The sequence below is a fragment of the Cupriavidus sp. GW823-FHT07A04 genome, assembly GCF_058794615.1.
This window is the reverse complement of the sequence record NZ_JBXAHA010000003.1, coordinates 130577-142613: the sequence shown is the minus strand read 5'-3', so window position 1 is coordinate 142613 and position 12037 is coordinate 130577. Positions and strand designations below refer to the sequence as shown.

General features: G+C 65.7%; 13 protein-coding genes. 5 read left to right on the top strand and 8 right to left on the bottom strand.

Annotation, left to right across the window (positions count from 1 at the left end; translation table 11 throughout):
* Positions 1–2: 2 nt before the first annotated feature.
* Genes AC1Q7Q_RS06435 through AC1Q7Q_RS06425 form a run of 3 tightly spaced genes read left to right on the top strand, consistent with a single transcriptional unit; the run spans position 3 to position 3822 of the window.
* Positions 3–1682 (top strand): glycerol-3-phosphate dehydrogenase/oxidase, encoded by a 1680-nt coding sequence (locus AC1Q7Q_RS06435; RefSeq protein ID WP_492373057.1) that lies wholly within the window; start codon positions 3–5, stop codon positions 1680–1682.
* Positions 1679–3232, top strand: a complete 1554-nt coding sequence (locus AC1Q7Q_RS06430) for an FAD-binding oxidoreductase (RefSeq protein WP_492373058.1) — start codon at positions 1679–1681, stop codon at positions 3230–3232. Before AC1Q7Q_RS06435 ends, AC1Q7Q_RS06430 begins: the two co-directional genes overlap by 4 nt.
* Before the next feature lie 5 nt (positions 3233–3237).
* Complete coding sequence (locus AC1Q7Q_RS06425) at positions 3238–3822, top strand: glycerol-3-phosphate responsive antiterminator (RefSeq protein ID WP_416049569.1); 585 nt, start codon at positions 3238–3240, stop codon at positions 3820–3822.
* A 69-nt stretch (positions 3823–3891) separates the two neighbouring features.
* On the opposite strand, the gene AC1Q7Q_RS06420 is transcribed toward AC1Q7Q_RS06425, so the two are convergent.
* The 8 genes from AC1Q7Q_RS06420 to AC1Q7Q_RS06385 form a co-directional block, all read right to left on the bottom strand.
* On the bottom strand, positions 3892–4155 hold the full coding sequence (locus tag AC1Q7Q_RS06420; protein ID WP_492373059.1) for a hypothetical protein: 264 nt from the start codon (positions 4153–4155) through the stop codon (positions 3892–3894).
* 88 nt (positions 4156–4243) lie between these two features.
* Complete coding sequence (locus AC1Q7Q_RS06415) at positions 4244–4501, bottom strand: hypothetical protein (protein ID WP_492373060.1); 258 nt, start codon at positions 4499–4501, stop codon at positions 4244–4246.
* A 219-nt stretch (positions 4502–4720) separates the two neighbouring features.
* On the bottom strand, positions 4721–5539 hold the full coding sequence (locus AC1Q7Q_RS06410) for a LytR/AlgR family response regulator transcription factor (RefSeq protein ID WP_492373061.1): 819 nt from the start codon (positions 5537–5539) through the stop codon (positions 4721–4723).
* A gap of 34 nt (positions 5540–5573) precedes the next feature.
* A complete protein-coding gene (locus AC1Q7Q_RS06405) occupies positions 5574–6689 on the bottom strand; it encodes a sensor histidine kinase (RefSeq protein ID WP_492373062.1) in 1116 nt (371 codons plus the stop codon).
* Entirely contained in the window at positions 6682–7590 is a 909-nt protein-coding gene (locus AC1Q7Q_RS06400) for a sterol desaturase family protein (protein ID WP_492373063.1), read from the bottom strand. The genes AC1Q7Q_RS06405 and AC1Q7Q_RS06400 overlap by 8 nt, the downstream gene beginning before the upstream one ends.
* A gap of 74 nt (positions 7591–7664) precedes the next feature.
* A complete protein-coding gene (locus AC1Q7Q_RS06395; RefSeq protein WP_492373064.1) occupies positions 7665–8177 on the bottom strand; it encodes a DUF6622 family protein in 513 nt (170 codons plus the stop codon).
* Positions 8178–8388: 211 nt separating this feature from the next.
* Complete coding sequence (locus AC1Q7Q_RS06390; protein ID WP_492373065.1) at positions 8389–8901, bottom strand: GNAT family N-acetyltransferase; 513 nt, start codon at positions 8899–8901, stop codon at positions 8389–8391.
* A 61-nt stretch (positions 8902–8962) separates the two neighbouring features.
* Positions 8963–9547 (bottom strand): DUF6817 domain-containing protein, encoded by a 585-nt coding sequence (locus tag AC1Q7Q_RS06385; protein WP_492373066.1) that lies wholly within the window; start codon positions 9545–9547, stop codon positions 8963–8965.
* A gap of 227 nt (positions 9548–9774) precedes the next feature.
* On the opposite strand from AC1Q7Q_RS06385, the gene AC1Q7Q_RS06380 reads away from it, so the two are divergent.
* Positions 9775–10509 (top strand): FadR/GntR family transcriptional regulator, encoded by a 735-nt coding sequence (locus tag AC1Q7Q_RS06380; RefSeq protein ID WP_492373067.1) that lies wholly within the window; start codon positions 9775–9777, stop codon positions 10507–10509.
* Positions 10510–10617: 108 nt separating this feature from the next.
* The gene (locus AC1Q7Q_RS06375) at positions 10618–12027 is read left to right on the top strand and encodes an amidase family protein (protein ID WP_492373068.1); all 1410 of its coding nucleotides are present in this window, start codon (positions 10618–10620) and stop codon (positions 12025–12027) included.
* The last annotated feature ends 10 nt before the right edge of the window (positions 12028–12037 follow it).

The following is a 12037-nucleotide window of genomic DNA, read 5'->3' as shown; positions in this document are numbered from 1 at the left end:
ACATGATGGTTTTTCCATCCAGAAGTCCCAGCCGGGACCGCGCCGGGATGACATCCACCGAACCGCTGCGCCTGGTGCGCCAGGCGCAGCTCGATCGACTTGGCAGCGAGACCTTCGACATCCTCATCGTCGGCGGCGGCGTGACCGGCGCCTATGCCGCGTTGGATGCCAGCCTGCGTGGCTATCGCGTTGCCCTGGTGGAGAAAAACGACTTTGCCTCCGGCACGTCGTCCAAGTCCTCCAAGATGGTGCATGGCGGGTTGCGTTACATCGAGCAGGGCAACCTTGGGCTGGTGCGTCATTCCCTGCTGGAGCGCCAACGCCTGCGCAGGAATGCGCGGCACCTCGTGCAGCGCTTGCCGTTCCTCTTTCCCGTGATGGAGAAGGACGGCGTGTTCGACAAGCGCCTGTCCAAGGCATTCGAGAGCCTGCTCTGGACCTACGACCTGGCGGGCGGCTGGCGCGAAGGCATCCTGCATCAAAAGCTCACCAAGGCCGAGGTGCTGTCGCATTGCCCGACCTTCAACGAGGATAACCTGCTCGGCGGCTTCATGTACTTCGATGCGCGCGTGGACGATGCCCGGCTCACGCTGAACATCGCCCGCACCGCGGCCTTTCACGGCGCGGCAGTGGTCAACCACGCGAAGGTGGTGGAGATCACGCGCAATGGTCACGGCAAGGTCGACGGCGCCATCATTCATGCCGGGGATCGAGAGATCCGCGCCAGGGCCGGCGTCGTCGTCATGGCCACAGGCGTGTGGCTGCGTGACTGGACCGGCCGCAAGAAGGGCGAGGAAAAAACGCTGCATATCCGCCCGGCCAAGGGCGTGCACGTGGCCATTCCCTGGCTCAAGGTCCGCAACGACTGCACCGTGACCATCCCCGTGCCGGGGCGCAACCGCCGTGCCACCATCACACGCTGGGGCAACGTCTCCTACCTGGGCACGACGGACGAAGACTACGAAGGCGATCTCGACAACGTCTGCTGCACCCGCGAGGAACTCGACTTCCTGCTGGACGGCGCGCGCTGGGCGTTGAAGACGGACCTGCAGGCCGAAGACGTGCTGGGCAGCATCGCGGGCTGCCGGCCGCTGGTGGCGCCGCCGGGGGGCAAGACGCTGGAGATCAAGCGCAACCATGAGATCCATACCGCCGCCGATGGCCTTGTCACCATTGTCGGGGGCAAGCTGACCACCTCCCGGCACATGGCCGAGCAAACCATCGACGCGGCCCAGAAAGTGATTGGCCAGCGCAACAGATGCCAGACCAAATCCGCGTACCTGCTGGGTGCCGCGGGATACGACGCGCAGGCCATCGTGGCCTCCGGCGGCTTGTCCGCCCACCTGGGCGAGCGTTATGGCACGGAAGCCCGCTTTGTCAGCGACATCCTGCAGGGCGATGCGCGCCTTCAGGCGCCGATTGTCGAAGGGCTTCCCTATACCGAAGCGGAGATCGTCTACGCCGCGCGCCACGAGCTGGCGGGGAGCGTGGACGATGTGCTCTCGCGCCGCATCCGCGCCCGCCTGATGGCGCGCGATGCCTCGGCGCGCGCCGCGTCCCGCGTGGGCGCAATCCTGCAGGCCGAGCTTGGCCTGTCCGAATCCGTGGTGGCGCAGCAGGTCAATGACTACCTGGCTGCCGTCGCACATGAAAAATCCGTTCTACTGGGAGATGCACAATGATCAGCAAGGAAGCCATCAAGCGCGGCTACAACCGTGGCAACTACATCGTCGGCGCGCACACGCCGCCGGCCTATGCGGCCACCATCAAGGAAACCGCCAGCATGCCCGGCCTGCAGCGCAACGCCGTCGCCGTGGACGCCGCGCACATCGATGCGCTGCGCGGCGTGGCCGATGCGGTGCTGACGGATACCGCCAGCGTGGTGGCCTGGACGCGCGATTGGTGGGCCGGCTCCATGATGACCGAGACCGCGGGCCGGCCGGCCACGCCGCAGGCCGTCATCGTGCGCGTGTCCACGATCGCGCAGATCCAGGCCGTCATGCGGATCGCGCACGCGGCGGCGATCCCGTTGACGGTGTCGGCGGGCCGCAGCAATGTCACCGGCGCTGCGCTGCCGGTGCGCGGTGGCATCGTGCTGGACGTGTGCGAGCTGAACAAGGTGCTGGGCTTCGACAGGGAAAGCCAGATCGTCGAGGTGGAAGCCGGCCTGTTCGGCGACGTGTTCGAGCAGACCATCCAGAAGGACTACGGCATGACGATGGGCCACTGGCCGTCGTCCTTCGCCATCAGCACCGTGGGCGGCTGGGTGGCGTGCCGCGGCGCCGGGCAGCTTTCCACGCGCTACGGCAAGATCGAGGACATGGTCTTCGGCATGGATGTGGTGCTGGCCGACGGCAGCCTGATCAGCGTGGGCGGCTACTCGCGCGCAGCACTCGGCTCGGACTTGCAGCAACTGTTCATCGGCTCGGAGGGCACGCTCGGCGTGATCGTGCGCGTGCGCCTCAAGCTGCATCGGCTGCCGGACTACGGCCGCGCCATCGCCTATGGCTTCAAGACCTTCGCCATCGGCCTGGAAGCCTGCCGCGAGATCATGCAGCGTGGCGCCAATCCCGCAGCCCTGCGCCTGTATGACGAGCTCGAGAGCCGCGTGCAGTTCAACCTGCCCGACACCAACGTGCTGCTGATCGCCGACGAAGGCGCGCGCGAGATGGTCGATGCCGTGATGGCCATCAGCGAAGGCGTGTGCAAGGGGCTCGGCGATGCGCTGGACAGCGAAGCGATCTTCGAGCGCTGGCTGGATACGCGCTACCTGACCGGCAAGAGCGCGGAAGGCTTCAAGCGCAGCCCCGGCTTTGTCGCCGACACGCTGGAGATGTCCGGCCCCTGGAGCGACCTGCCCGCCATCTACACGGATGTGGTCAACGCCATCAACGCCGTGCCCGGCACGCTGGCCGGCTCCGCGCACCAGTCGCATGCCTATGTGGACGGCGCCTGCCTGTACTTCTCGCTGCGCGGCGAGGTCGAGGTGGAGAACCGGGCGAAGTGGTATCGCCAGGCCTGGGATGCCGCCAACGCGGTGTTGATCAAATACAATGCCGCGTTGAGCCACCATCACGGCATCGGGCTGCTGCGCGCGCCGTATATGCGCGAATCGCTGGGCAGTGCGTTTGCGGTGCTGATGGCGGTCAAACAAGCGCTGGATCCCAAGAACATCCTCAACCCCGGAAAGCTCGGCCTGACGGACGCGCTGCCCCACGACCCGGATCGGTAAGCACCATGGATAAGTCCCTCGGGGCACGCCTGACGCGGCACCCGGTTATCGCGACGCTCTTCGGTGTCGAGCAGGCCGATATCCTGATCGAGAGCCACGCCGAGGTCTGCATCGTTGCCAACGTGGAGCTGCGCAAGTTGCAGCCCGTGGTGGCCACGCTGACCAAGGCCGGCAAGTACGTCATCGTCAATATCGACAGCTGCGAAGGGCTGTCGCAGGACAAGGGTGGCGTCGAGTATCTCGCCGATATCGGGGTGACCAGTCTCGTCTCGACCCGGGTGGCCACCATCCAGCGCGCCAACCGGGCCGGCCTGATCACCATGCAGAAGGTGTTCGTGACCGACCGTTCGACCTGGCCGCGCAGCGTCAAGGCGCTGGAGCAAAGCGATCCCAACCTGGTGCAGCTGATGCCCGCGCCCATGCTCGCGCATCTTTCCACCCAGGACCGCAAGGCGCTGCCGCCTATCGTGACCTCGGGGTTCGTCTGCAACAAGGACGACATCCGCAGCGCGATCCGGGAAGGCGCCGTGGCGGTGTCCACCAGCGACAGCAAGCTGTGGAACCTGGAGCCCTCTGAGCTGAAGTCCTGAGGTTCTGAAGCCCTCAAGCCTGATCGAGCGAAAGCACGCCTGCGCGTGCTTTCGCTCGCCGGGCGCTACTCAGGCCCTGGCGCCGTCGGTGTACGGGTCAACCTGGCGAGCGCCTTCGCCGAACGCGTCGAACTTGCCGGTGCGGCCGCCGTCGGTGTATGGGTCCACTTTGCCGGCCCGGAAGTTGTAGCCGTAGCGGTCACCATAGCGGTCACCATAGCGGTCACTGTAGAGGGCACGGTCCTGGGGGCCGGCGGCCTGGGCGGCGCCGGCGAGCAAGGCCGCTGCAAGCGCTGCGGCGGTGAGGGTGGCAACAGCAAATTTGTTGTGCATGGTGTGCTCCTTGAAAGCGGGGTTCGGCCTCTTGCGTGCCGTTGGGTCTCGTGACGTTCTTGACGTTCGTGACATAAATGGGGAGGGGTCAGAGAGGAACGATCTTCGGCTCGCCGGAGTCGGGCCACATCAGCGGCCCGTGATAGCTCGGCGAGCCGCACGGGAACGAGTTCGGGATCGCAGGCATTTCCGGCATTCCGGGCAGCTTCGGAAATTCCCCATAGCCGGGGTCCCTGCGGACGATCATGGGCATGGGGTAGACACCAGTGCCGCCGGTCACGGCGATCCGGGCGGCCTGCTCAAGCTCGCTGAGGCGAGGCAGGTTTCCGATGGATAGGGTGGACATGGCCTTCTCCTGAGTGGGTTGCGGTGGAAGAGCGCCGGGCTCGACGCTCCCCCTTCACCACGCACACGGCATGCCATGGCCCGGCGCCGCGCAGTGTGCGCGGGCGGGCATAAATCCGGTGGAAAACGATGGCGCCGCGCCAACACGCCGGGCAAGCGTCGGCGGCGCACAGACACCTGCGCAGGATTTTTGTCCGTGACTTGCGCGACACCGTTGCGCCTACATCCCCTTGAACGCGTCCGCATAAAGCCGGCTGACCCCCAGCTTTTCCGGCCGGTCGCGCAAGCTCAGTGTGAGCTTGCCGCTGTCATCGCGCAGCGCGCTGGCAATGGCCGTGCAGCGTACGATCGTGCTGCGGTGGACCTGCCAGAAGCACGCCGGATCGATCCGCATCTGCAACTCCCGCAGCGACATGCGAATCAGGTGCTCGCGCTGCGCGGTGACCACCCGCACATACTTGTCCGCGGCCTCGAAATACAGCACCTCGTCAATCGGCACCATCGTGATGGTATTGCCGGCGCTGGCCTGGATTACCTGCAACGGGTTGGCCGCCGGTGCGGCTGGCGGCGCGGGCATGCCAACGCCAAGCAGCGCGCGCAACTGATCCATGGCGGCGTCCAGCGATGGCGGGGCGCCTTGCGGGGCCGCACGCTGTTGCAACGTGGCCTGCAGGCGCGCGCAGGTTTTTGCCAGGCGGCCGGCCTGCACGGGCTTTAGCACGTAATCGACGGCCGCATGCTCGAATGCGTGCAAGGCGTATGTGTCGTAAGCCGTCACGAAGACGATCAGCGGGAACGGCTTGGCCGAGTCGGGCCAATCCTCGGCCAGCGTCTGCGCTGCCTCCAGTCCGCTCATACCCGGCATGCGGATATCCAGGAACAGCAGATCGGGCTGCAGCGCGAGCGCCTGCGCCACGGCAGCCTCGCCGTCGCCTACGGTCGCGACGATGTTAAGCGTCGGCCACAAGCGGGCCAGCTCCGCCTGGAGGTCCGCGGCCAGCAGCGCTTCATCCTCGGCGATCAGGGCAGTGGTTTGCATGGAGGCGATATCGGGCAGGGTGGGCGGCAGTCAATCAGGATAGCGGAAGGCGCACGATGGCCAGCGTGCCGCCGTCGCTGCCATCGCCGCAATCGCCGGCGCGCAGCAGCTGGAAGCTCGCGGCTTTGCCATAGAGCTGGGCGAGCCGTTCGCGCACCTGCGATGTGCCAAAGCAGTCAGAGCCAGGCGGTAGCTCGCTCAAGCCCACGCCGGTGTCGCGCACGGCGAGCACCAGCGTGCCGCCTTCGCGGCGGGCCGTCACCTTGATCCAGCCGCCCGCGACGATGGGCTCCAGCCCGTGCTTGATGGCGTTCTCAACCAGTGGCTGCAGCAGTAGCGGCGGCACAGGCAGGTTGGCCAGGCCAGCGGGCAGGTCGAGCTCGACCTGCAGCCGCGCGCCCATGCGCACCTGCATCAACGCCAGGTAGTCGGCAATGCGATCGAACTCGCATGACAGCGGATGCGGGCCGGAGCGCGACGCCTGCAGCGTGGCGCGCAAGAACGAGATCACCTGGTTCAGCATTTCTTGCGCGCGCTGCGGATCCTGCCCGATCATCACGCGCAGGTTGCCCAGCGTATTGAACAGCATGTGCGGCTCCAGCTGCGACTCCAGCAAGCGCAGCTGGTTCTCCGCGGCGCTGCGCATGGCCGCCTGCACCCGCGCGTCCGCAGCCGCCATGCGCCCGCGTGCATAGTGGAAGTAAGAGATGCCGAGCGCCAGCACCAGCGCCACCGTCATGCTCAGCAGCAGGGCGCGCGGATTGCGCATCAGCTCCAACGGCGTGCCGTGGCTACCGGTGAGCACGTTGGCAATCGCATGCCCGCCAAAATAGCCCACCACGCCAGATACGACGATCCACGGAAACATCCACTTCCAGTCCGGCCAGCGCCGCGGCGTGGTGGAAGCGCCCGGCGAGGCATTGGGCAGCCGGCGCGTGAGGCCATAGCGGCCCAGCTTCACCAGCGCCTGTATCATCATCGTGATGCACAGGGCATAGGCCAGGTTCATGCCAAACGGCTCGCGGAACACGACGGAGAAGAAGCCGGCGGAGCCGAACGCCACGGGCACGCCAATCCGCAGTTCGCGAAACAGCCAGGCCAGTTCCTTGGCGGGATAGCGCATGATGCGCTGTGGCCGGATGTCAGCCACCAGCAACGCCTTGCGGCATCTCAGCCTGCGGGCGCCGCGCGCGCAGTTCCGCCGTGGTACTGCCCTCGCCATGCGGCGTCCAGCCCGGCGGCATGAACAAGTACCCAAGGAACGCGCGCAAGCTGCGCGCCCCGGCCAGGTCGCGCAACAGATGCACCCACTGCGTGAACTCGATGCGCAACGGATTCGCGCTCTCGATCGGATGCACAAGGCCATACCGGCAGGGCAGGTCCTCGCGCTCCTTCACGTAGGTGCCGAACAAGCGATCGAACACCACCAGCACACCGCCATAGTTCGCATCCAGGTACTCAAGGTTGGATGCGTGATGCACCCGGTGCGCCGAAGGCGTATTGAAGATCCCCTCCAGCCAGCCCAAGCGCGGAATCCACGTCGCATGAATCCAGAACTGATAGAGCAGGTTCAGCGATAACACGGAAAACACGATTCGCGGCTCAAAGCCAATCCAGGCCAGCGGTACGAAGAACAGTGCCGTGCCGGTCAGCTTGCCGAGCACCCCGATGCGAAATGCCGCCGACAGGTTCAGCTGGTTCGGCGAGTGGTGCACCGCGTGGTTGCTCCAGAACCACCGCACCCTGTGGGCCGCGCGGTGATACCAGTAGTAGCAGAACTCCTGCCCGATAAACAGCAGCGGCAACGCGATCCAGCCGGTGGGATGGATCGTCATCCAGCGGTGCTCGAACGCCAGCCGCACCAGCGGCGCCGCGATCGACAGCGGCAAGGCAATGCCCACCGCGATGCGCGCCACCAGATCCAGCGCCGACACCCCGAACGCCCGCCAGTCGTAGCGCTGGCGGCGCGACAAGACGATGGCCTCGATCAAGGCGAATGCCAGTACCGACGGGGCCGCGATAAACAGCTGAAACTGATCGAGTGCGTTCATGGCTGTAGACCTGGACGTGGTTCGGGATAGCGGTTGCTGGCTTCAGTGGCTGGTTTCAGTAGCGGCCTGAGTGATCAGCCCGGCACGCTGTTGGGCATTGCCTGCCGGGTCAGCCTCCAGGTCACCAGGCTACGTGAGAGGAAGATACCGCTAACGGCACCATAGATAAAGCCGATCGGCATCGCTACGCCGCCGTGCCACAGCAAGCCGGGGTTTACCGCCATGGCCACGCTCACGCCGTAGCGGGTGATGAACAGGCAGAGGATCAACGCCAGCGGCACCCAGCTTGCGGGCACCAGCAGGCGGCGATCGGCCTCCAGCCAGCGAATGCCGCTCCAGGCGCCGATGGTGTGGGCCAGCGCCAGCGCGACAGCGACACCCACTCCCCATCCAAGCAGCGCGAGCGGCTGCGCAGAGAAAGCCGAGATGACGCCGCCCAGCGAGACCGCCGCCATGGCCACGGGCACAGCCGTGGCGCGTGCCGGCGTCATCCGCCTGGAGACGGTTTGCGAGAGGCCGAGCGCGATCAGGCCCGCGAGCAGGATCCAGACCCATCGGGGCGTGTGGTGGAGCATTTCAGTGAGCATGAGGGCAACCAGTCTTGTCAGGGGGAAACGCGATGGTGCTCATGTTCGGCTGATGCCGGCTCGGTGTGCGGATCAGTGCGATGAAACGCCGGATGGTGTCGCGAAGTGCGGGCGGTGCAGGTCGAGTCGCCAGCGCGTAGCTGCCGGTCCCGGGCGAGGTAGCCGGAGCCGGGTGTATCTGGCTTCGCTTTCGGGGGGCGCCAATTGGCCTCTATCCAGGCTGAGGAAATCTGGCCATGGAGATATCGGCCAGGTATGACCCATCGGGCAGACGTATCCGCTTCTCGAAACGTCCCTCCTGAACAAAGCCAAAACGTGCATAGAGAATGCGAGCCCGCCTATTGGTCTCGCGCACGCGCAGTTCGATCTTTTCGACGGCCGGTGTGCGATCCGCCCACGCAAGCAGTGCTGCCATCAGCGCGGTGCCGATCCCAAGGCCAAGGTGCCCGGGATGGACGACGATCGTCAGCGTGAACACGTGCGCAATGGACTCCAGTCCCAACGGCTCAAGCAGTGCGTGGCCCACCAGCTTGCCGTTGACCTCGGCTACGAGATAGGCGCCCTTTGTGGAGAGGACTTCGATCTTTTGCGCGAATGCGGATTCGTGGAACTCATGTTGCCGCGATACAAGCAGGCCGGGGGTGGCGGCTATAGTCCGCTCGGCCGAGCAAAGCGCCGGGGCATCTGCCTTGGTCGCTTTCCGGATTTTCAGGGTCTCTGGCATGGCAGCCTTGTCTATGGAGTGCATTGGTGCCGGGGGACGTCCCTGGCTGATGCGGGCTTTTCTACACCCCACGAGCCTTGTAATCAGCTAGTACCACCCGATAGGCCGCGACGGCACCACGCGAAAGAAACAGCCGCCGTGACTCAAATGCGCGCAGCCAGAATTGAACCACGGCTTGAGGAACGCCCTTCTGGTTTGCAGCTTGCTCGACAATATTGGCCACCTCGATTTCCAACAGCGCTGCATAGGTGCCTCTGCTGATGGCAACCCGATGCCCATGCTTTGGCGCAACCCTGTGAAATGGGCCCTCGATCGGCACGTTGTATAGCGCTCTGCGGTCGGCGATGCAGAAGGCGTAGGCAAGGTTCTCCGCCTCGGTCCCTATCAGGCCGGCAATCGTCCCGCGGCGCGAAAGCGGCTGTGCCTTGGCCGCGAACTCTTCCGTGCCGTAGATGCTGTGGAATGCTCCGGCCAGTGCAACGAAGTCGGGATTGCCCCAGGCGCCAAGAAGCGCATAGGTTCCGATCAGATGCGCGGACAGGGGGCGGCCGTGGTGATTGATGTCATCCGCTCCCAACTCTGATAGCGCGTCGCGCAGCGTGGCTGCGTCGGTGATCTCACGGTTCATTTTCTTGCTTGCCGTCATTTGGGCACCAGGCAAATGATAGCTGCGCCACGATTGGCAATGCGCAAGCGTTTGCTGGTGCCGGGCGGGCCTGTGGGGCCGGGGCGTTGTAGGCGCTCCCTCCGCGCACCGGGAATACCCGTATTGGAAGAATCATCCAGCCGATCATAATCCTGATAATGATGATCATAAATAGGCTGTAAGCGATGTCCAAGGATCCCAAGCCCCAAATCTCTGGCACCAGGCGCGTGAAGCGCTCAGACCAGGTGGTCACCGACATCAAGCGCTGGATCGTCCAGACTCACCAGAAGGTCGGCGATAAGCTGCCGCAGGAGGCGGCCCTCATCGAGCAGATGGGCGTGGCGCGCGGGACCGTGCGCGAGGCGCTGGCCGCCCTGCAGGTGCAGGGCCTGGTTACCGTCAGCACCGGGCCCAACGGCGGCGCCACGCTGGCGCAGCCCTCGTACGATCGGTGCCTGGAGGCTGTCTCCAATTTCCTGTACTTCCAGCCGGTCGATATTGCCACGCTGTACGCCTTGCGCCGCGCGGTAGAGCCCGAACTGGCTGCCAACGTCGCACTGCGCCTGACCGACGCTGACCTGGCCGAGCTCGACGCGCTGATCGGGCTGAGCCATCCGGCGCACGGAGGCAGCGCGGACTGGAACGAGCGGCGCGAAGCGGACCTGCTGTTTCACGACCGGCTGACCGATGCGTGCAGCAGCCCCATGCTGGCGCTGTTCTGCCGCTTGCTCAACGACATCATTTGCCGCGTGATCGTCGTGCGCAATGCGCAGGACAGCTTCGAGCGTTTCGACGATGAAATCATCCACAGCCACACGGGCCTGATGGACGCCTTCCGCGCGCGCGATGCCGACCGTGCACGCGCGCTCATGCGCGAGCATATGGAGCACGCCGAAGCCCTGGCCCTTGAGGCCGAATCACGCGTCGACCGGGCAAGCCTGCTGATGAGCCCTAGCGACTAAGCCACCGCCGCGCGGGCCCGCCCGCCGGCATCCACCATCCGCCTCGCCAAACTCCCACTTTGCATTGGGGGCGGGATCGCTTTTGCCCGAAATTCCTGGAGTCTCAACGTGAATACCCCCGAAACGCTGTGGCGCTGGAGCGCCGTCGATATTGCCGCCGCCGTGCGCCGCCGCGACATTTCCTGCCGCGAGGCCACCGCCAGCGCGCTCGCACGCATCGAACAGCTCAACCCGCGCATCAACGCATTGGCAGAGGTGCTGGCCAAAGACGCGCTGGCGAGTGCCGATGCGGCTGACCAGCAAGTCGCCAGCGGCGCGCAACTTGGCCCGCTTCATGGTGTGCCCGTCACGATCAAGATCAATGTGGATCAGGCCGGGCACGCCACCACCAACGGCGTGATCCCGCTCAAAAACAACATCGCGCGTGAAGACGCGCCCGTGGTGGCGCACTGGCGCAATGCCGGCGCCATCATCGTGGGGCGCAGCAACACCGCCACCTACTCGTCGCGCTGGTTCACGGACAATGGCCTGCACGGCCGCACGCTCAACCCCTGGGATCCGGATATCACGCCCGGCGGCTCCAGTGGTGGCGCCGCCGCTGCGGTGGCTTGCGGCATGGGCGCGCTAGCCCATGGCAACGACATCGGCGGATCCATCCGCTATCCGGCCTATGCCTGTGGCGTGCCCGGCTTGCGGCCAACCATAGGCCGCGTGCCCGCGTACAACCCCAGCGCCAGCGCTGAGCGCAGCATCACGCCGCAACTGATGTCGGTACAGGGTGCCATGCCCCGCAGCATGGCTGACCTGCAGCTTGGCTATCACGCCATGGCGCGCTACGACGCGCGCGATCCAGCGTGGGTGCCGGCGCCGTTGGAGTTGCCGCCGCCGGTGGGCCCGATCCGCGTGGCGCTCTTCAAGCACTGCCCAGGCATTCCCATCGACCCGGCGGTGAGCCACGCACTGGACAGCGCCGCCCATTGGCTGCAGCAAGCCGGCTACACGGTGGAAGAAGCCGCTTTGCCGGATTTCCTTGAAGCCGCCGCGCTATGGCGCACGCTGATCACTGACGACAGCCGCCGCAACATCATCGCCGGGGTGGACCAGCACGGCGACGAAGCCATGCGGCGCAGCCAGCGCAACATGATCGAGGGCATGGCGCAGACCAGCCGCGATGGCTTTCTCGATGCATTGGCGCGGCGCCAGACACTGGCGCGCAACTGGTCGGTCTTCCTGGATAGCTATCCGCTGGTGTTGATGCCGGTGTCATGGCAGCGGCCCTGCGCGCAGGACGCGGACATCGGCACGCTTGAACAAACGCACGCACTGCTCGACGCCCAGAGCCCGCTGCTCGCCACCGCCATGCTTGGCATGCCGGGCCTTTCGGTACCCACGGGCATGGCCGGCGCCATCCCCGTTGGCGTGCAACTGATGGCCTGGCGCTTCAGGGAAGACCTGCTGCTGCGAGCAGGGCAGGTCATCGAAGACGCAGCACGCTTCACACCATTCACCGCCCGGTAATCTCCCCGCA

Coding starts and splice junctions, on each gene's coding strand:
- AC1Q7Q_RS06435 (WP_492373057.1), top strand. CDS start 3: ATGATGGTTTTTCCATCCAGAAGTCCCAGCCGGGACCGCGCCGGGATG.
- AC1Q7Q_RS06430 (WP_492373058.1), top strand. CDS start 1,679: ATGATCAGCAAGGAAGCCATCAAGCGCGGCTACAACCGTGGCAACTAC.
- AC1Q7Q_RS06425 (WP_416049569.1), top strand. CDS start 3,238: ATGGATAAGTCCCTCGGGGCACGCCTGACGCGGCACCCGGTTATCGCG.
- AC1Q7Q_RS06420 (WP_492373059.1), bottom strand. CDS start 4,155: ATGCACAACAAATTTGCTGTTGCCACCCTCACCGCCGCAGCGCTTGCA.
- AC1Q7Q_RS06415 (WP_492373060.1), bottom strand. CDS start 4,501: ATGTCCACCCTATCCATCGGAAACCTGCCTCGCCTCAGCGAGCTTGAG.
- AC1Q7Q_RS06410 (WP_492373061.1), bottom strand. CDS start 5,539: ATGCAAACCACTGCCCTGATCGCCGAGGATGAAGCGCTGCTGGCCGCG.
- AC1Q7Q_RS06400 (WP_492373063.1), bottom strand. CDS start 7,590: ATGAACGCACTCGATCAGTTTCAGCTGTTTATCGCGGCCCCGTCGGTA.
- AC1Q7Q_RS06395 (WP_492373064.1), bottom strand. CDS start 8,177: ATGCTCACTGAAATGCTCCACCACACGCCCCGATGGGTCTGGATCCTG.
- AC1Q7Q_RS06390 (WP_492373065.1), bottom strand. CDS start 8,901: ATGCCAGAGACCCTGAAAATCCGGAAAGCGACCAAGGCAGATGCCCCG.
- AC1Q7Q_RS06385 (WP_492373066.1), bottom strand. CDS start 9,547: ATGACGGCAAGCAAGAAAATGAACCGTGAGATCACCGACGCAGCCACG.